This window comes from Blastomonas sp. SL216, from assembly GCA_026625625.1.
Lineage (GTDB): Bacteria > Pseudomonadota > Alphaproteobacteria > Sphingomonadales > Sphingomonadaceae > Blastomonas.
This window is the reverse complement of record CP113055.1, coordinates 1,582,282-1,600,585: the sequence shown is the minus strand read 5'-3', so window position 1 is coordinate 1,600,585 and position 18,304 is coordinate 1,582,282. Positions and strand designations below refer to the sequence as shown.

Genomic DNA, 18,304 nt, shown 5'->3' with positions numbered 1-18,304 from the left:
GGCAGCGAGGATCGGTGGAGATTTACGGCCGCTGCGCCAAGCGCAGGTGCTTCCATCTTGCGCTCTCGGCGGCATTGCATGGGCGAGGAGGCGATAGGCCCGCGTGCTGACCGTAAGTGTCTTGAAACTGAAACAATTTATTAAAACGTTGTTTACTACAATGCCGGTAAATTGATGCGGTATGACCCAGCTGCGTCCCGATCCCCACAGCCCCGCGTCAGCGCCTGAGGCGGATTCGCGATCAGACAGGATCAGCGACTGGTTGTCTGCGTCAGATCGCAACGCGCCCCATGTCGTGCGCACCGATACACTGATCAGCGTGATCGACCGATTTCAGGCCAATCCGGACTTGCGGCTGCTACCAGTACTCGACGCGCTTGGTCGCCCGTGCGGTGCTATTTTCGAACGTGACATGCGCCGCCTGTTGCTGAATCCCTTTGGTCATGCACTGCTGCGCAATCCGGCATATGGTGGCGACTTGACCTCGCATATCCGCGATTGCCCGACGGCCGATTTCGCACAGTCTATTGGCGAGACGTTGGAGCAATATCGGATCGGACGAGGCACCGAAGGCATGATGATCCTGCGGGACAACCAGTTGTTCGGAGTGTTGACCAATCGCCGACTGGCGCTGCTCGCTGGCGAATGGGAGGCCCACCGGGCACGCCTCAGGGTCGGGCGCGCCGATCAGATCGAGAATGCCGCTGAACGTTTCGATGGCGAAGTCGCCAGTCTGGGCCGGATGATGGACAAGCTGTCGAAGATGCTGGAAAGGGACGCTGCCGAGGTGGCAGAAAGATCGACCCATGCCAGCACCCGCGCTGCTGCGGTCGCCACAGCAGCCGTGCAGACAAGCATGCACATGGAAGAGATTGCAGGCAGAGGTCGCGAACTGGCGGGCGCGCTCGATTCGATCGCGGCTCGAACGGAGGAGGCCCGCGATGCCGCAAACGAAGCCGTCGCTCTTGTATCGGCCGGCAGCGCACGTGCAGCCGATCTGCGCGTATCGGCCGAATCCATCGAATCCGTCATCGACCTGATCGGTGAGATTTCCCGTCAGGTGAATCTGCTTGCGCTCAACGCGACGATAGAAGCCGCGCGGGCAGGCGAAGCTGGACGCGGCTTTGCCGTGGTCGCTGGTGAAATCAAGCTGCTTTCGCACCAGACCGCCACCGCAGCCAATCGCATCCGTGCCCATGTCGACGAAATCGGACACGCCGTCGACGAAGTGTCCTGCGGCCATTCTCAGGTCGAAACCGCAATCGCGCGCATTGCAGCGAACTCCGCCGAAATCCAGGATGCAGTCACGCTGCAACGATCGGCGACGCAATTGATCGCCTTCAACGCCGCGCAAACCTACGACGCGAGCCGGGCGGCCGGAGTCGATGCCGATGCGATCAATGGCATTGCTCAGGGCGCGGCGGAGAGGGCGGAGGCGATGCTGGGCATTGCCCAGCGGGTCTTTGACGGCGCCCAGCAACTTGCCGTCGAAAGCAGCCATTTCGTCGAACAGATCCACGCCGCCTGAAGCCGGCGCAGCCATTGCAGCTCCCGTTGCCCAGATTGTCTTGCCCGTGTCGCACACGGACAAGCCGCTTCCCGTATAGTTGCGGCCATGAAATGCCGTGCGGCGACTGCCTGAAAGCCGACCGCGCATTTTTGCCTGCAACTTGCCATTCGACAACCAACCCAGTTGTAGTTGCAAGTTCTGCACTGGCAAACGCGCAACCAGTGTTGTGTTTCGGTCACAAACCTCCAGATCAGTCCGCCAAGTCTGAATGGCCGAGAAGTCTCAAGCGCCGTCGCATCGATGAACTATCGCAAGGCCAAAATCCCCCTCAAATCAACTCATCCTCATCCAGCAGCCGGTCGTTCAGCAGCGCTTCCGTAATCTGATCCACCCGTTCCTCGACATCGCCGAAGCGCAGTACCTCGGCGATGTGCACCAGCGCATCGCCCTGGTTGACGACCGGAAGCACGGCGTGGCCGATGATGATGCCGTCGATCGGCGCGCGGAATTCTTGTGCGTCGTCGCCGAAGATGCCCGAGACGCGGCCGATGATTTCGCCTTTCTTGACTGCATCGCCCGACTTCTGCTGGAGCACGCACAGGCCGCCGCGTGGCGCGCGGACCCAGATGGCGCGGCGGCATAGCGCGGGGATGATGACCTGCGTCGCCTCAGGGTGCGGCTGGATCATCTGCAGATGCGCCATCACGTTGAGCACGCCGTTGACGCCGCTGCGGATCGACAGCTCGTCGAAGCGCAGCGCCTCGCCCGCCTCCATCAGCAGCATGTCGACGCCTTCGCCGCGCGCGATGTCGCGCAAGCTGCCGGGGCGCAGCGGGCTTTCGATCACCGCATGTGCGCCGAACAGCATGGCGAGCTCGCGCAGTGTCTCGTTATCGGGCGCGATACGGATTTGCGGCAGGTTGTAGCGGTGGACGGCGGCCGAATGGATATCGATGCCGAGCGAGCAGTGGCAGATCACCTCCTTGAGGAACTTGTTGGCCAGCTGCCCGGCGAGCGAGCCTTTGGTGCTGCCGGGGAAGGAGCGGTTGAGATCGCGCCGGTCGGGCAGATAGCGGCTGTGCTGCTGAAAGCCGAAGATGTTGACCACCGGCAGGAACAGCACCGTGCCGGCCATGGTGGCGGCATCGAGCTTGGCGAGCAGCCGCTGGATCACTGCGGTGCCGATGATCTCGTCACCATGGATCGCGGCGGAGACGAAGATGCACGGGCCCGGCCGGCTTCCGTGCAGCACGCGGACATAGAGGCTGGCCGGAAGCCCGGTGGCGGTGTTGCTGACGGGAATGGCGATGGTAGCCGAGGTGCCGGGGTCTATGCTGACCCCGGCCAGGGTAAAGGGTGTCGCGGCGCCGGAAGTGCGGTCAGTCGTCTCGTCGGTCATAAGCCCCCCCCTGGCCCTGCGCGGTCATGCGTCTGTCTTGCGCGCGGGGCAGGGGAGGAGTATGACTCTGGCGTGACCGCGGGCGCAATCCATTTGTCGCGCCCCGATATGCTTTTGTCTTGTCCCGCGCTTGACAGCATGGGCGACTCCGCTTATGCGCGGCACTCATTTTCATTGAGCGGCTTAAAAACGGGCTCCGCATCGTCCCAATGCGAAGGCCTGTGATTTTTGCGCTTTGTGGCATTGAACTGCCCAGATTTGGGAAGCGTTGAGATGGGGCGTGCGGCAGGTGTCGCGGCCCTGTGGAGCAGGAGAAGACTTAAGTGGCACGTATCGCCGGGGTAAATATCCCCACCAACAAGCGCGTTATCATTGCGCTCACCTATATCCATGGAATCGGCCGCGCCAAGGCGCTGGAAATCGCCGACAAGCTGGGCATCGACCACACCCGCCGCGTTCAGGACCTGAGCGATGCGGAAGTGCTGCAGATCCGTGAAACGATCGACGCGGATCACACCGTGGAAGGCGACCTGCGTCGTCAGACCGCGATGAACATCAAGCGTCTGATGGATCTCGCCTGCTATCGCGGCCTGCGTCATCGCAAGGGCCTTCCGGTTCGTGGCCAGCGCACGCACACCAATGCGCGCACCCGCAAGGGCAAGGCCAAGCCGATCGCCGGCAAGAAGAAGTAAGGCTGCCGGGGCGCACCTGCGTCCCGCCCTTGTTTTCTTTCCCAGCAATCCCTTTATTCCAGGATATTACATATGGCACGCGAACCGCAGAGGCTCAAAAAGCGCGAGCGCAAGAACATTTCGGCCGGCATTGCCCACGTCAACGCCAGCTTCAACAACACCATGATCACCATCACCGACGCCCAGGGCAATGCCATCAGCTGGTCTTCGGCCGGTATGATGGGCTTCAAGGGCAGCCGCAAGTCGACCCCGTATGCTGCACAGGTCTGTGCGGAAGACGCGGGCCGCAAGGCAGCGGAACATGGCGTCCGCACGCTTGAAGTCGAAGTCAAGGGCCCGGGTTCGGGCCGTGAATCCGCGCTTCGTGCGCTGCAGGCGGTGGGCTTCACCATCACCTCTATCCGCGATGTGACGCCGATCCCCCATAACGGGGTTCGTCCGTCCAAGCGGCGTCGCGTCTGACACCCAGGCTGTCGTTCGGGGTGGCGGACGCGCCACTCCAAGAAATTTCCGGCCGGGGCTCCCAAGCGCATCATATGAGCGTCGCCCCCGCCCAACACTCAGGGGAAGTCCATGACTGTCAACATCAAGAACTGGCAGGAACTGAAGAAGCCGAACGGTCTTGAGGTCAAGAGCGGCGGCGATCCCAAGCGCAAGGCAACCTTTGTTGCGGAACCTCTTGAGCGCGGCTTCGGCCTGACGCTGGGCAACGCCCTGCGCCGCGTGCTGCTGTCTTCGCTGCAGGGCGCGGCGATCACCTCGATCAAGATCGAGAACGCTCTGCACGAATTCTCGTCGCTCGCCGGTGTGCGTGAAGACGTGACCGACATCGTGCTGAACGTGAAGCAGATCGCGCTGAAGATGGAAGGCGAAGGCCCCAAGCGCCTCCAGCTTTCGGCCACCGGACCTGCCCAGGTGAAGGCGGGCGACATCGCCGTTTCGGGCGATATCGAGGTGATGAACAAGGATCTGGTGATCTGTCACCTGGATGACGGCGCGACGCTGAACATCGAACTGACCTGCGACACCGGCAAGGGCTATGTCCCCGCCGTGGCCAACCGTCCGGTTGATGCGCCGATCGGCCTGATCCCCGTGGACTCGCTGTTCTCGCCGATCCGTCAGGTGTCGTACAAGGTGGAAAACACCCGCGTCGGCCAGGAACTGGACTATGACCGTCTGTCGCTGACCATCGAAACCGATGGCACCGTGGCCCCGGAAGATGCCGTCGCCTATGCCGCGCGCATCCTTCAGGACCAGCTGCAGCTGTTCGTCCATTTCGAAGACAGCATTGCCACCGCCACCACCGGTTCGGTCAGCCAGGCCGCTCCCGAAGAAGGCGATGCCAACCAGATCAACCGCTATCTTCTCAAGAAGGTGGACGAGCTGGAACTGTCGGTGCGTTCGGCCAACTGCCTCAAGAACGACAACATCATCTATATCGGCGATCTGGTCCAGAAGACCGAAGCCGAGATGCTGCGCACCCCGAATTTCGGTCGCAAGTCGCTGAACGAAATCAAGGAAGTGCTCTCCAGCATGGGTCTGCGCCTCGGCATGGACATCCCCGGCTGGCCGCCCGAGAATATCGAGGAAATGGCCAAGAAGCTGGAACAGGAACTGCTGGGCTGATGACATCTCGCCCTCTCCCCTTGAGGGGAGAGGGTTGGGAGAGGGGCCTGCGCCACGGTTGGCGACTTCCCCCCTCCCTCCGCCGCTTTGCGGCTCCTCCCTCCCCCCTGAAGGGGAGAGGGTTATCGGGTTAAACGGCAAGACCCTGATTTGCCTGGACCGGGTTACCTGAAACGGACCCCTTACGAACGGAGTACAGGAATATGCGTCACGGAGTAGGCAAGCGTAAGCTGCAGCGGACCAGCTCGCACCGTATCGCGATGCTGCGCAACATGGCAGCCTCGCTGATCAAGCACGAGCAGATCACCACCACGCTGCCCAAGGCGCGCGAACTGCGTCCCTATGTCGAAAAGCTGATCACGCTGGCCAAGCGCGGCGGTCTTTCGAACCGTCGTCTTGCCATGGCTCGCCTGATGGACGACGCCCAGCTGGTCAAGCTGTTCGACACGCTGGCGCCGCGCTATGCCGACCGCGCCGGTGGATACACCCGCGTGCTCAAGGCCGGTTTCCGCGCCTCTGACGCCGCGCCGATGGGCATCATCGAACTGGTTGACCGCGACACCAGCGCGAAGGGCCAGGATTCGGGCCCGGTGATGACCGAGGAAGAATTCGAAGGCGCGTAATCGTTTCACGCGATACCGGATTGCCAGACAGGCCGCGAATGCTAAGTTCGCGGCCTGTTTTCGTTTGTCCAATCAACAATCTATGAGGATCGCCCCATGCGCAACCGCGCCATTCTTGCTGCCTTGCTGGGAACCGTCGCCATGACCCTTGCCGTGCCCGCCTCCGCCAACGAGGCACCGATCGCCTATCCGGTGACCGAGAAGGTCGACACCGTGGAAGAGCAGTTCGGCGTCAAGGTGGAAGATCCCTATCGCTGGCTGGAGAATGACGTCCGCGTCGACCCCAAGGTCGCCGCCTGGGTCGAGGCGCAGAACAAGGTCACCGACGCCTATCTGGAAACGCTTCCCGGCCGCGCCGCGCTCGCCAAGCGGATGCGCGCGCTCTATGATTTCGCGCGTACCGGCGTGCCGCGCGAGGCAGGCGGCCGCTATTTCTTCACGCGCAATTCGGGGCTGCAGAACCAGTCGGTGCTGTACGTCAAGGACAGCGCCAAAGGTGCAGAGCGCGTGCTGATCGATCCCAATGCCTGGGCCAAGGACGGCGCGACCGCGCTCGATGCCTGGGTGCCGAGCGAGGACGGCACGAAGCTGATCTATTCGATCCAGGATGGCGGCAGCGACTGGCGCACGGTCAAGGTGCTCGACGTGGCGACCGGCAAGGTGCTGGAAGACGAAGTGAAATGGGTCAAGTTCTCCGGGCTTGACTGGGACAAGGCGGGCAAGGGCTTCTATTATTCGCGCTTCCCCGAGCCCGACAAGGCGGGCGAGTTCCAGTCGCTCAACACCAACCAGGAAATCCGCTATCACGCGCTGGGCACGCCGCAGAGCGCCGATCCGCTGATCTATGCGACGCCGGACGAGCCCCAGCTGAACCATGGTGCCGAGGTTTCCGACGATGGCAGCTTCTTGCTCGTCACTTCGTCCTCGGGTACCGATGAGCGCTATCGGCTGACGATGATCGACATCAAGGACCCGGCCAAGCGCCGTGTGCTGGTGCCGCAGCTGAAGAATGACTGGCGGATGGCCGGCATGGCCGATGGCCGCATCTATTTCACCACCAACAAGGATGCGCCGCGGCTGAAGGTCGTCGCCATGCCGATCGATGGCGATGAAACCGCCATCCAGACCGTGGTGCCCGAAACCGAGGCGGTGATCGACGGCGCTTCGGTGCTCGGCGGCAGACTGGTGGTCAATTACCTCAAGGACGCGCACGATGTGGTGAAGCTGTTCGACCTGTCGGGCAAGGCGATGGGCGATCTGCCGCTGCCGGGCATCGGCTCGGTCGGCGGCTTCCAGGGCGACCTGGATTCGAAGGAGACCTTCTTCTCCTATTCGAGCTTCAACCGCCCGACGACCATCTATCGCTATGACCTCGCCTCTGGCGCGGTGACGCCCTGGGCGGAGCCGAAGCTCGCGTTCAACCCCGATGATTACAAGGTCGAGCAGCGCTTCTATGCCAGCAAGGACGGTACCAAGGTGCCGATGTTCATCGTCCGCAAGAAGAGCGTGACTGGCCCCGCGCCGACGCTGCTCTATGGCTATGGCGGCTTCAACATTTCGCTGACGCCCGGCTTCTCGCCGACCCGGCTGGCGTGGCTGGAACAGGGCGGCGTGTTCGTTCAGGCGAACATCCGCGGCGGCGGCGAATATGGCAAGGCGTGGCACGATGCCGGGCGGCTCGCCAACAAGCAGAACGTGTTCGATGATTTCATCGCGGCGGGCGAGTTCCTGATCCAGCAAGGCATTACCGGCAAGGATCAGCTCGCCATTCAGGGCGGATCGAACGGCGGCCTGCTGGTCGGCGCGGTGGTCAACCAGCGGCCCGATCTGTTCGCGGCGGCCAATGCGGCGGTCGGCGTGATGGACATGCTGCGCTTCGACCGGTTCACCGCCGGGCGTTATTGGGTCGACGATTATGGCTATCCGAACAAGGAAGCGGACTTCAGAACGCTGATCAAATATTCGCCCTATCACACGATCCGCAAAGCCGATTATCCGGCGGTGCTGGTGTCGACTGCGGATACCGATGACCGCGTCGTGCCGGGTCATAGCTTCAAATATACCGCCAAGCTGCAGGCGACCGAGGCCGGCGACAAGCCGCACCTGATCCGCATCGAAACCCGCGCGGGCCACGGATCGGGCAAGCCGACCGACAAGATCATCGAGGAATCGTCGGACATCTACGCCTTTATTGCGCACTTCACGGGGCTGAAGATCGCGGGCGAGTAACAGGGGCAGGGGGGCTGGCGGTTCGCTGGCCCCCATGTTCTACGCCAAGGGCAGGCGGCGCTTGCCCTTGAGGCGGCTGGTCAGGTGATACTGGCCGCAGCGGTCGCAGGCATAGGGCCTCAAATCGATCGTCGCCGCCAGCGCCGCGCGCACGGCATCCTCCTCGCTGGCAAAGCGCTGCTTGCGCTGGCAGATCGAGAGGCGGGTGCGGGGCATTTTTGCAACAGGCTTCCGGATTTTGCGGTGGCGGTGTGAGCGCATATTGCACGAGCGCACGGCCTTGCGCCATGACCTGCGGATGACACAGACCTTCCGGCACCGCGCCCTGACCGCTCTGGCCCTTGCGGCCTCGATCCTTCCCATCACAGCCCAGGCCCAGTCGAAACCCGCGCCGATCAGCGAGGCCGAGGTCCGCGCGCATATCGCACAGCTGGCCAGCGACGCATTCGAAGGCCGCGGCCCCGGCTCGGCGGGCGAGACGAAGACGCTGGATTATCTCGCCAAGACCTGGGCCAGCTATGGCCTGGTATCGGGCACGAACGACGCGGCGCACCCCTGGTTCCAGCCGGTGCCGCTGGTCGAGCGCAAGCCTTATGCGCAGGCGGTCCATGCCACCGCGCGCGGCAAGGCAGTGAAGCTTGCCGAAGATGGCGTGGCTCTGTCCGGCCGCAACCCGGCCGACCGGGCGACGGGCGAGCCGCTGTTCGTCGGCTATGGCATCAAGCCCGATGGCACGCTCAATGCCGATGTGAAGGGACGCATCGTGCTGATGCTGTCGGGCGAGCCCAAGTTCGAGGGCGCGGCCAAGCTGCCCGGTCTGCGCGATCGCCAGAAGATGCTGGCGGCATCGGGCGCGGCGGCGGTGCTGATCACCGCGCCCGATGGCGTTCCATGGAGCGCCTTGCGCGCGCAGCTGGCCAACGGATCGATGCGACTGGCCAGCGACGATGTCAGCGCGCCGATCGCGGGCGTCCTGCGCGGCGATGTGAGCGAGGCAATGCTGCGCGCGGCGCGTCTGTCAGCCGCCGATGCCGGCGCGAAGGCCGCTGTGCCGGGCTTTGTTCCGGTCACGCTGCCGGTCACGCTGGACCTTGCCACCAGCACGGCGGTGCGTGCGTTCGACAGCCACAATGTCATCGGCAAGCTGCCCGGCACCAAGCCCGGATCTGGCGCGATCCTGCTGCTCGGCCATTGGGACCATTTCGGCATCTGCCGCAGCGAAGAGGCCGAGGATCGCATCTGCAACGGCGCGGTCGACAATGCCAGCGGCATGGCGGTGCTGCTGACCGTCGCCGAGCGGCTGGCGCGTGGTGCGCAAATGGACCGCGACGTCTATTTCATGGGCACCACGGCGGAAGAGCGCGGCCTGCTGGGCGCCTATTATTTCGCCGATCATCCGGTGGTGCCGCTGGGCGACATCAAGGTCGCGCTCAATGTCGATACCGTCGCGATTGCTCCTGCGGGCGCGCCGGTGGCGCTGGTCGGGCGCGGCGAGAACGGGCTCGATGGCATTGTAGACGAGGTCGCCAAATCGATGGGCCGCACGGTCGACAGCGATACCGAGGCCAATGCGTTCATCCGCCGCCAGGACGGCTGGGCATTGGGCGCCAAGGGCGTCAAATCGATCATGGCGGGCGGCTCGTTCAGCGACATGAAGCTGCTCCAGGCGTTCCTCACCACCGTATATCACCAGCCCGATGACGAGCTGACCGATGCGACGCCGCTGGGCGGGGCGGCGGATGATGCCAATCTGCATGTCGAACTGACGCGTCATTTTGCAGATGAGGCGAAATATCCGGCCGCACCCACTGGCGATTGACGCGCAGCTTGGTTACATGGGCCGCCACTGAAACCGGATTCGCGACAGAAAGTGGCATAAAGCATGGACATCCCTCTCGGCCTTACCTTTGATGATGTCCTGCTGCGCCCGGCAGCGTCGGAAATCGTGCCCAGCCAGGCGGACACGACCACGCGGCTGACCAACAGCATACACCTCAACATCCCGGTCCTGTCCTCGGCGATGGATACCGTGACCGAGGCGAGCATGGCGATTGTCATGGCGCAGCTCGGCGGCATCGGCGTGCTGCACCGCAATCTGAGCATCGAGGAACAGATTGCGGCGGTGCGTCAGGTCAAGCGCTTCGAAAGCGGCATGGTGGTCAACCCGATCACCATCACCCCCGATGCGCCGCTGGCCGAAGCACAGGCGCTGATGCGGCTGCATTCGATCTCGGGCATCCCGGTGGTCGAAGCTTCGGGCAAGCTCGCGGGCATCCTCACCAACCGCGACGTGCGCTTTGCCGAGAACCCCAACCAGCCGGTGCGCGAGCTGATGACGCGCGAAAATCTGGCCACCGTGCCCGCCGATGTCGGGCAGGAGGACGCACGCCGCCTGCTGCACCAGCGGCGGATCGAAAAGCTGCTGGTGGTGGATAACAACTATCGCTGCATCGGCCTGATCACCGTCAAGGACATCGAAAAGGCGGTGATGAACCCCGATGCGACCAAGGACGCCGCTGGCCGTCTGCGCGTCGCGGCGGCCTCTACCGTGGGCGAGGCCGGGCTGGAGCGCAGCAAGGCGCTGATTGATGCCGAATGCGACCTGATCGTGGTCGATACCGCGCATGGCCATAGCAAGATGGTCGCTGTCGCGGTCGAGGCGATCAAGAAGTACAGCAACCATGTTCAGGTGATCGCGGGCAATGTCGCGACCGCATCGGCGACGCGTGCGCTGATCGATGCGGGCGCCGATGGCGTCAAGGTCGGCATCGGGCCGGGCTCGATCTGCACCACGCGCGTCGTCGCGGGCGTCGGCGTGCCGCAGCTCACCGCGATCATGGAATCGGCCGAAGAAGCCGACAAGTCGGGCATCCCCATCGTCGCCGATGGCGGCCTGCGCACCTCGGGCGATGCGGCCAAGGCGCTTGCCGCCGGCGCTTCGACGATCATGATCGGATCGATGCTGGCAGGCACCGAAGAGGCCCCTGGCGAAACCTTCCTCTACCAGGGCCGGGCATACAAGAGCTATCGCGGCATGGGCAGTGTCGGCGCGATGGCGCGCGGCAGTGCCGACCGCTATTTTCAGCAGGACATCAAGGACCAGCTCAAGCTCGTCCCCGAAGGCATCGAGGGCCAGGTGCCGTTCAAGGGCCCGGCGCGCGACGTCGTCCACCAGCTGGTCGGTGGCATCAAGGCGGCAATGGGCTATACCGGCTCTGCCACCATCGACTCGCTGCGTCGCAACGCCGAATTCGTGCGGATCACCAATGCGGGCCTGCGCGAAAGCCACGTCCATGATGTGACGATCACCCGCGAGGCCCCGAACTATCCGACCCGCTGACGGCTGATGATCGAACTCGTCCCCTATATGCTGATGCTGGCCTGGGTCTCCCCCGGCCAGACCGGCAAGGTGGAGATCGAGCGGGTCAACCAGCTGTTCGCCAGCGCCGAAGATTGCGAGCGCGCCGCATCGGGCTTTGTGGCGGCGACACGGCATGGTGGCGTCAGCCATTTCTGCCTGCCGGTACCGGGGCCGGAGGAATTTGACAGCCTGTTCCGCCAGCTTGACGCGCAGGACCGCAAGGCCTGGCGCGAGGACGGGGAATGACCCCGGCGGCCCGCGTCCAGGCTGCGATCGATCTGGTCGATGCCATTCTCCATGCCGCACGCGGACAGGGCGCGAGCGCGGATACGCTGGCGCGCCAGTTCTTCCGCGAGCGGCGCTATATGGGATCGGGCGATCGGCGCGCGGTGCGCGATCTGGCCTGGCGCGCAGTGCGACGCTTTGGCGAGCTTCCCGCCAATGGCCGCGCGGCGCTGGCCGGGCTGGCGCGTGAGGACGCGGACCTGGCGGCGCTGTTCGATGGATCGTCCTATGGCCCCGCGCTGCTGAGCGATGCCGAACCGGTGGCGAGCGGCGGGCGCATTCCCGGCTGGATCGAGCGGCTGCTGCCTGCGCTGTTCGATGAACCCGAAAAGGCCGCGCTGCTCGATCGCGCCGCGCTCGACCTGCGTTTCGATCCCGCGCGCACCGATGCGCAGGCGCTGCGCTCGGTCTGGCCCGAGATCGTGTTCACCGATGCCTTGCCTCGTGCAGCACGGCTGCCCGGCAATACCCCGGTGGAGGATAGCGCGCCGTGGCAGCAGGGCGTGATCGACGTGCAGGACTGGGGCAGCCAGGCGATCGTGCAGGCCTGCCTTGATGAAACCGCGCCGGAGCTGGTGATCGATCTGTGCGCGGGCGCGGGCGGCAAGACGCTGGCGCTTTCGGCGCTGATGCCGGACGCGCGGATCATCGCATCGGATACCAGCCGCGATCGCCTGCAGGCGATGCAGCCGCGCCGCAAACGCGCCGGGCCCGACCGGATCGAGCCGCTGCTGCTCGACCCGAAGCGCGAATGGGACAAGCTGGCGCGCTTCGAGGGCCAGGCCGGGCTGGTGCTGGTCGATGCGCCGTGCAGCGGCTCGGGCACCTGGCGGCGCAATCCGGAAACCCGCTGGCGGCTGACCAGTGAGCGGCTCGCCCGGCTGGTCGCCGAACAGGCGCGGCTGATCGAGATCGCCAGGCGGCTGGTGCGGCCCGGCGGGGCGCTGGTCTATGCGGTCTGCTCGCTGCTGCCCGACGAGGGGCCACGCCAGGCCGCGCGCGGCTTGTGCCGCGGCGAGGGCTGGACTATCACTGACCCCAATATGACCATTGGCCGCCTTGTCGGGGTGGATGGCGGGCTGCTCGATATGCCGCAAGGCGCGGGCGAAGCTGCCGGAAGGCTCCTGACGCCGCATCATGACGGCACCGACGGCTTTTTCTTCACAAGAGCGCACCGGACATGATAGCCTTGCGGTCTGCCTGGGAGACTTTCATGCGTTTTGCGCCTGCCGCCATTGCCCTGTCACTTGTTCTTGCAACCGTTTCCAGCACCGGCATCGGCCAATCGCCGCGCACGCCGGTCAACCCCTCGTCGCAGGCGCTGGTCAACGAAGGTGCCAAGGTGCAGGCTGCGGGCAAGCTCGACGATGCAAACGGGCTGTTCGAGGCCGCACTGGCGGTCGATCCGGGCAACCGCTCCGCCTATATCGCGCTGGCCCAGGTGGCGAGCGCGCAAGGCCTGCCGGGCAAGGCGATCCGCTATTATCGCGAGGCGCTGCGTCTCGACCCGAATGATGTCGCCGCGCTGGCCGGCCAGGGCGAGGCAATGATCCAGCGTGGTGCGGTGGAAAAGGCACGGCGCAACCTGGTGCGGATCGAGGCGATCTGCACCACCGGCTGCACCGAAGCCGGCCGCCTGCTCGCCGCCATCGACAAGGCCGCCGCCAAGCCGGTGCTGTCCGCCGAAGCCGTCGCTTCGACGCCCACGGTGACCGAGCAGCCTTGAGCGTTCGGACAGCGCCCTACGTCCGCTCAGCCTGAGCCTGTCGAAGGCCCCGCGCCTGACGTTCCCTATGATCTAGAGAGTCACCCTGAACTTGTTTCAGGGTCCATTTCTCCCCACGCGGCTTCGGCTTTTTGGTGCACCATGGGTCCTGAAACGAGTTCAGGATGACGTAGGCATTGGGGCGGGCGGCAGTGCGTGGCCTTCGACAGGCTCAGGCTGAGCGGGAGGGGGCATCACCTTTCGAAGCGGCCTCCGCCGCCCCCATGCCCGGCATTTCCTTGATATACAGGTCCCGCTGCGGGAACGGGATCTCGATCCCGTGTTCCTTGAACAGTACCCACACGCGCATCAGAACGTCGCCGCGGATATTGCCCATGCCGCCTTCGGGATCGCTGATCCAGGCGCGGATTTCCCAGTTGACGCTGTTGTCGCCGAAATCGGTCATCCAGATGCGCGGGGCAGGGTCTTTCAGCACGCGCGGTGCTTCATCGACCGCGCGGTAGAGCAGTTCCTGCACCAGCTGCATGTCGCTCGAATAGCTGACGCCCAGCGGGATGCGCATCCGCACGTTGCGGTCCGAATAGGACCAGTTCTCCACCGGGGTGGTCATCAGGTCCTCGTTGGGGATCAGATGCTCCTTGCCGTCGCGGGTGATGACCGACACCGCGCGCACGCCGATCTTGTTCACCCAGCCGAAGCTGTCGCCCACAGCGATGACATCCCCCGGCTTGATCGACCGGTCGAGCAGCAGGATGATGCCCGCAAACAGGTTGCCGATCGTCTTCTGCAGGCCGAAACCGATGGCAAGGCCGAAAGCGCCCGAGAAAAAGCTGAGTGCGGTAAGGTCGATGCCCAGCGTGTCGATGCCGATGAAAAAGGCGAGCACGATGACGACGACGCTGGCGATCTTCTGCCCCAGCAGCTTCTGCGTGGGATCGAGCCCGTCGCTGCTGCCGATGATATGCCCGGCGATGCGGTTGACCACGCGCGCAGCGGTATAGAGCACCAGGATGGTGATCGCTATGGTGACCACCCAGAGCAGCGAGAAGCGCTTTTCCCCGAGGTTGAAGCCCACCCGGTCCATCGCGGTGGTGATCGGGTCCAATCCGCCGAACATGCTCGCCAGGATCGAGATCAGCGTCGCCAGGCCCAGGAACGTGCCCAGCCAGTCGGGCATGCGCACGCCGCGCACCAGATCGTTGACGAACAGCGCCAGCGAGATGGCGAGCGTGATGCCGAACACCACCGAGGCGATCAGGCTCCAGTCATAGAGGTTGAGCGCCATGCCGATCAGCATCGCGGTGGTGAAGCGGCGCACCATGTCGCGGATGCGGCGGCGGGCGAGCTGGCTTTCATAGCCGGCGCGCCGTTCCCAGATCGCCGCCAGCCGCATATAGATCAGGCGGCTCAACCCCCAGCCGATCATCAGCGCGGCGGTGGCGATCAGCGCGGCCATCACGCCCTCGACATATTGCAGGTCTTGCGGGCGCTCGATCCAGCCCCAGCGCATGAACAGTGCGGAAATCCCTGCGGTCATGCCGCCATGGTAAACGCGTCCAGCCCCTTGGCAAGGTCGGCGATCAGGTCATCGGGGTCTTCCAGCCCGATATGCAGCCGCACCGCATAGGGATTGGCATCACCGGCAGGCGGCCAGGGCGTCACGCTGCGGCAGCGCGCCGGGTCAACCGGGATCGCCAGGCTCTCGAACCCGCCCCAGCTATAGCCGATGCCGAACAGCTCCAGCGTATCGATCAGCGCGGCGCGCGCCGTATCCGATCCGCCGTTCAGCACGAAGGAGAACAGCCCGCTAGAGCCCCGGAAATCGCGCTGCCACAGGTCATGGCCGGGGCAGGAGGGGAGCGCGGGGTGCAGCACGCGTGCCACCTGCGGTTGCTCGGCCAGCCAGTGCGCAACCTTGAGCGCCGAAGCCTGATGCTGGCGCAGCCGCACATCGAGCGTGCGCAGGCCCCTCAGCGCCAGCCAGGCATCATCGGGCGAGACGACATGGCCCAGGGCCTGCGCGGTCTGGCGCAGGCGCGGATAATAGCGCTCGGTCGCGCTGACCGATCCCAGCATCACGTCCGAATGGCCGACAATATATTTGGTGCAGGCCATGATGCTCATGTCCACGCCGAGCTCCAGCGCGGGCAGGAACAGGCCGGTCGCCCAGGTATTATCGATCAGCAGCGCAATATCGGGGCTGGCCGCGCGCGCCGCCTGGCAGATGGCGGGCACATCCTGCACCTCGAAGGTCAGGCTGCCTGGGCTTTCCATCAGGATGGCGCGGGTGCGTTCGCAGATAAGCGCTGTAATTCCGGAGCCTGTGAGCGGATCATAATAGCGCGTCTCAACACCGAAACGCTTGAGCAGGCCGTCGGCAAAGCCGCGCGACGGGTCATAGGCGCTGTCGGTCATCAACAGCACATCGCCCGGCGACAATACGCTCAGCAGCGCGCCGGTGATCGCAGCGACACCCGAGGGGTAGAGCATGGTGCCATGCGCGCCCGGTTCCAGCGCGGTCAGCGCCTCGGCCAGCGCCCATTGCGTCGGCGCGCCGCGGCGGCCATAGAAAAACCGTCCATCCTCATTGGTTTGCGGGCCGGACTTGAGCGCGGCTGTATCCGGATAAAGGTGCGTGCTGGCGCGCCAGACCGGCGGGTTGACCACCGCACCGGGCTGATCCGCCGTCCCGGTCCACTCAGGCCGCCGGCCACCGGTAACGAGACGGGTGGCGGGCTTTTGCGGCGAGGAGGGGGGCTTGGGCATGGAATACCTCCGCCCTCTCCCCCTGCGGGAGAGGGGAACGAGACTTGGTCCGCGAAGCGGGCCTAGTCGCAGTGGGAGAGGGGGCTGAGCCCTCTCCAACGTCGCCTAGGCAGCAAGCTGCCAAGGCTTTGTATCCTCTCCCGTGAAGGGAGAGGAGTTGATTTCAGTTACCCCGTCACCTTGGGCGTATCGGCATCGGCGCCCCATTCGGCCCAGCTGCCGTCATAGAGCGACACGTCGGTCTTGCCGAGCAGGTGCGCGCCAAAGGCGACGACGCTGGCGGTCATGCCCGAGCCGCAGGTGGTGACCATCGGCTGGTCGATGTCGATCCCGGCGGCGGTAAACGCAGCCTTGAGATCGTCACCGGTCTTCCAGGTGCCATCGGCGTTGAACAGGCTGCTGTGCGGCAGATTGAACGCGCCGGGGATATGGCCCGAGGCGATGCCGGGACGCGGATCTTCTTCCGCGCCGGTAAAGCGTGCGGCGGGGCGGGCGTCGACCACCTGTTCGCCCTTGCTGTGCAGGTTCGCCAGCATGTCGGCCTTGGTGCGGACGTTCTTGCGGTCTTCCCACACGGTGAAGTGGCGATGACGCAGCGTTTCCTTGCCCGACTTGAGCGGACGGCCTTCGGCCTTCCACTTGGCGATGCCGCCATCGAGGATCGCGACGGCATGCGCGCCGAACATGGTCAGCATGAACCAGGCGCGGGCAGCAGACTTGAGCGGGCTGTCATCGTAGAGCACGATGCGGCTGCCATCGCCCAGGCCCAGCGACTGCATGCGGCTGGCGAACTTTTCCGCAGGGGGCAGGGTGTTTTCGACCGGAGCGTTGCTGTCCACCAGCTCTTCCAGGTCCATGAATACCGCGCCGGGGATGTGGCCGGCTTCATATTCGGCGAGCGCATTGCGGCCGTGATCGGGCAGAAACTTGGTCGCATCGACGATGCGAAGATCCGAGGCGCCCATTTCATTGGCGAGCCATTCGGTTGAAACCAGCGAATCCATCTTGGGTATTCTCCCTCTGCGATTAGGCGCCTGTTCTTGGGCTTTTTCCCGGCTTTTTAGACGTGAAACCCGGCTGGTTGCCCGGCCGGGATGCCTCTTTTTTGCGCTGCACCATCGACATTATCGCTTTGCTGCGATGACGTCGAGTCGCAACGGAAATGCCGCGTGCGATTTTTTGCACCTGTTGCCATGGTGCGAATGCGGCGGTGGCACCGCGCCCGGCTTCGGGTTAGAGGGCGATGACCCAATTTGCCGGAGACCCCTTGCATGCGCATCCTGTTGACCAATGATGATGGCGTCCACGCGCCGGGCCTGGCCGTGCTGGCCGAGATTGCCCGGGCGCTCTCCGACGACGTGTGGATTGTCGCTCCGGCCGAGGAGCAGTCGGGCGCGGGGCATTCGCTGACCATCACCCGCCCGTTGCGCGTGCATCAGCATGGCGAGAAGCATTATTCGGTCACCGGCACGCCGACCGATGCGGTGATGATGGCGGTGGCGCGGCTGATGAAGGACACGCCGCCCGACCTCATCCTTTCGGGGATCAACCGGGGTGCCAATCTGGGCGAGGACGTGACCTATTCGGGCACCGTGTCTGCCGCGATGGAAGGCGCGCTGGCGGGCATCCCCTCGATCGCGCTCAGCCAGGTCTATGCTCGCGAAGGGGCGGGGCTGGACGTATCCTTCGAGGCCTCTGCCGCCTGGGGCGAGCAGGTGGTGCGCAAGCTGATCAACCAGCCGATGCCGCCGCGCACGCTGGTCAATGTCAACTTCCCGGCGCTGCCGGCCGATCAGGTGCGCGGCGTGAAGGTGGTGAACCAGGGCTTTCGCGATTACGGGCGGCTCAAGATCGTCACCAACACCGATCCGCGCGGCTTTGAATATCACTGGTTCGGCCTGGGCGCGGCGGAGAGCAGCCCGGCGCACAGCACCGATCTGGAGGCGGTTGCGGATGGGTTCATCGCGGTGACGCCGCTGCATCTGGACCTGACGCATCATCAGTCGATCGCGGCACTGACCGCCACCTTTGCTGCGGATTGACGCGGCAAGGCGTTGTAAATCCTGCGCTGCCCGGTGGCAAAGGCT

The 18,304-nt window shown here is 64.6% G+C and carries 17 protein-coding genes; 12 read left to right on the top strand and 5 right to left on the bottom strand.

Annotated elements, in window-relative coordinates:
* Positions 1-181: 181 nt before the first annotated feature.
* Positions 182-1,528, top strand: a complete 1,347-nt coding sequence (locus OU999_07670) for a methyl-accepting chemotaxis protein (protein WAC25050.1) — start codon at positions 182-184, stop codon at positions 1,526-1,528.
* A gap of 310 nt (positions 1,529-1,838) precedes the next feature.
* Here the strand turns inward: OU999_07670 and OU999_07665 are convergent, their stop codons facing one another.
* A complete protein-coding gene (locus OU999_07665) occupies positions 1,839-2,909 on the bottom strand; it encodes a succinylglutamate desuccinylase/aspartoacylase family protein (protein WAC25049.1) in 1,071 nt (356 codons plus the stop codon).
* A gap of 323 nt (positions 2,910-3,232) precedes the next feature.
* Here OU999_07665 and rpsM point away from each other — a divergent pair, with 323 nt between their 5' ends.
* The 5 genes from rpsM to OU999_07640 all read left to right on the top strand — a co-directional run bounded on the left by rpsM (position 3,233) and on the right by OU999_07640 (position 8,079).
* Positions 3,233-3,601, top strand: coding sequence for a 30S ribosomal protein S13 (gene rpsM, locus OU999_07660; protein ID WAC25048.1), 369 nt, complete (start codon positions 3,233-3,235; stop codon positions 3,599-3,601).
* A 72-nt stretch (positions 3,602-3,673) separates the two neighbouring features.
* Entirely contained in the window at positions 3,674-4,063 is a 390-nt protein-coding gene (gene rpsK, locus OU999_07655) for a 30S ribosomal protein S11 (protein WAC25047.1), read from the top strand.
* Between the two features lie 111 nt (positions 4,064-4,174).
* On the top strand, positions 4,175-5,227 hold the full coding sequence (locus OU999_07650) for a DNA-directed RNA polymerase subunit alpha (GenBank protein ID WAC25046.1): 1,053 nt from the start codon (positions 4,175-4,177) through the stop codon (positions 5,225-5,227).
* A 203-nt stretch (positions 5,228-5,430) separates the two neighbouring features.
* The gene (gene rplQ / locus OU999_07645) at positions 5,431-5,850 is read left to right on the top strand and encodes a 50S ribosomal protein L17 (GenBank protein ID WAC25045.1); all 420 of its coding nucleotides are present in this window, start codon (positions 5,431-5,433) and stop codon (positions 5,848-5,850) included.
* A gap of 96 nt (positions 5,851-5,946) precedes the next feature.
* A complete protein-coding gene (locus OU999_07640) occupies positions 5,947-8,079 on the top strand; it encodes a prolyl oligopeptidase family serine peptidase (GenBank protein ID WAC25044.1) in 2,133 nt (710 codons plus the stop codon).
* Between the two features lie 39 nt (positions 8,080-8,118).
* On the opposite strand, the gene OU999_07635 is transcribed toward OU999_07640, so the two are convergent.
* Positions 8,119-8,295, bottom strand: a complete 177-nt coding sequence (locus OU999_07635) for a hypothetical protein (protein ID WAC25043.1) — start codon at positions 8,293-8,295, stop codon at positions 8,119-8,121.
* An 82-nt stretch (positions 8,296-8,377) separates the two neighbouring features.
* Between OU999_07635 and OU999_07630 the strand changes: the two genes are divergently transcribed.
* The 5 genes from OU999_07630 (at position 8,378) to OU999_07610 (ending at position 13,451) form a co-directional block, all read left to right on the top strand.
* Positions 8,378-9,898 (top strand): M28 family peptidase, encoded by a 1,521-nt coding sequence (locus OU999_07630; protein ID WAC25042.1) that lies wholly within the window; start codon positions 8,378-8,380, stop codon positions 9,896-9,898.
* Between the two features lie 63 nt (positions 9,899-9,961).
* Entirely contained in the window at positions 9,962-11,419 is a 1,458-nt protein-coding gene (gene guaB / locus OU999_07625) for an IMP dehydrogenase (GenBank protein WAC25041.1), read from the top strand.
* Positions 11,420-11,425: 6 nt separating this feature from the next.
* On the top strand, positions 11,426-11,686 hold the full coding sequence (locus OU999_07620; protein WAC25040.1) for a hypothetical protein: 261 nt from the start codon (positions 11,426-11,428) through the stop codon (positions 11,684-11,686).
* Positions 11,683-12,909 (top strand): RsmB/NOP family class I SAM-dependent RNA methyltransferase, encoded by a 1,227-nt coding sequence (locus OU999_07615; GenBank protein WAC25039.1) that lies wholly within the window; start codon positions 11,683-11,685, stop codon positions 12,907-12,909. Before OU999_07620 ends, OU999_07615 begins: the two co-directional genes overlap by 4 nt.
* 29 nt (positions 12,910-12,938) lie before the next feature.
* Positions 12,939-13,451 (top strand): tetratricopeptide repeat protein, encoded by a 513-nt coding sequence (locus tag OU999_07610; protein ID WAC25038.1) that lies wholly within the window; start codon positions 12,939-12,941, stop codon positions 13,449-13,451.
* A 211-nt stretch (positions 13,452-13,662) separates the two neighbouring features.
* On the opposite strand, the gene OU999_07605 is transcribed toward OU999_07610, so the two are convergent.
* From OU999_07605 to sseA, 3 genes are all read right to left on the bottom strand, one after another.
* On the bottom strand, positions 13,663-14,988 hold the full coding sequence (locus OU999_07605; GenBank protein ID WAC25037.1) for a mechanosensitive ion channel: 1,326 nt from the start codon (positions 14,986-14,988) through the stop codon (positions 13,663-13,665).
* On the bottom strand, positions 14,985-16,217 hold the full coding sequence (metC, locus tag OU999_07600) for a cystathionine beta-lyase (protein ID WAC25036.1): 1,233 nt from the start codon (positions 16,215-16,217) through the stop codon (positions 14,985-14,987). The genes OU999_07605 and metC overlap by 4 nt, the downstream gene beginning before the upstream one ends.
* A 167-nt stretch (positions 16,218-16,384) precedes the next feature.
* Positions 16,385-17,221 carry a 3-mercaptopyruvate sulfurtransferase gene (gene sseA / locus OU999_07595; protein ID WAC25035.1) on the bottom strand — a complete coding sequence of 279 codons (837 nt, stop codon included), beginning with the start codon at positions 17,219-17,221 and terminating at the stop codon, positions 16,385-16,387.
* 267 nt (positions 17,222-17,488) lie between these two features.
* Here sseA and surE point away from each other — a divergent pair, with 267 nt between their 5' ends.
* Positions 17,489-18,259 (top strand): 5'/3'-nucleotidase SurE, encoded by a 771-nt coding sequence (gene surE / locus OU999_07590; protein ID WAC25034.1) that lies wholly within the window; start codon positions 17,489-17,491, stop codon positions 18,257-18,259.
* Positions 18,260-18,304: the final 45 nt, after the last annotated feature.

Coding starts and splice junctions, on each gene's coding strand:
- OU999_07650 (WAC25046.1), top strand. CDS start 4,175: ATGACTGTCAACATCAAGAACTGGCAGGAACTGAAGAAGCCGAACGGT.
- rpsK (WAC25047.1), top strand. CDS start 3,674: ATGGCACGCGAACCGCAGAGGCTCAAAAAGCGCGAGCGCAAGAACATT.
- metC (WAC25036.1), bottom strand. CDS start 16,217: ATGCCCAAGCCCCCCTCCTCGCCGCAAAAGCCCGCCACCCGTCTCGTT.
- OU999_07620 (WAC25040.1), top strand. CDS start 11,426: ATGATCGAACTCGTCCCCTATATGCTGATGCTGGCCTGGGTCTCCCCC.
- OU999_07615 (WAC25039.1), top strand. CDS start 11,683: ATGACCCCGGCGGCCCGCGTCCAGGCTGCGATCGATCTGGTCGATGCC.
- OU999_07605 (WAC25037.1), bottom strand. CDS start 14,988: ATGACCGCAGGGATTTCCGCACTGTTCATGCGCTGGGGCTGGATCGAG.
- OU999_07635 (WAC25043.1), bottom strand. CDS start 8,295: ATGCCCCGCACCCGCCTCTCGATCTGCCAGCGCAAGCAGCGCTTTGCC.
- OU999_07665 (WAC25049.1), bottom strand. CDS start 2,909: ATGACCGACGAGACGACTGACCGCACTTCCGGCGCCGCGACACCCTTT.
- OU999_07640 (WAC25044.1), top strand. CDS start 5,947: ATGCGCAACCGCGCCATTCTTGCTGCCTTGCTGGGAACCGTCGCCATG.
- guaB (WAC25041.1), top strand. CDS start 9,962: ATGGACATCCCTCTCGGCCTTACCTTTGATGATGTCCTGCTGCGCCCG.
- OU999_07610 (WAC25038.1), top strand. CDS start 12,939: ATGCGTTTTGCGCCTGCCGCCATTGCCCTGTCACTTGTTCTTGCAACC.
- sseA (WAC25035.1), bottom strand. CDS start 17,221: ATGGATTCGCTGGTTTCAACCGAATGGCTCGCCAATGAAATGGGCGCC.
- surE (WAC25034.1), top strand. CDS start 17,489: ATGCGCATCCTGTTGACCAATGATGATGGCGTCCACGCGCCGGGCCTG.
- rplQ (WAC25045.1), top strand. CDS start 5,431: ATGCGTCACGGAGTAGGCAAGCGTAAGCTGCAGCGGACCAGCTCGCAC.
- OU999_07670 (WAC25050.1), top strand. CDS start 182: ATGACCCAGCTGCGTCCCGATCCCCACAGCCCCGCGTCAGCGCCTGAG.
- OU999_07630 (WAC25042.1), top strand. CDS start 8,378: ATGACACAGACCTTCCGGCACCGCGCCCTGACCGCTCTGGCCCTTGCG.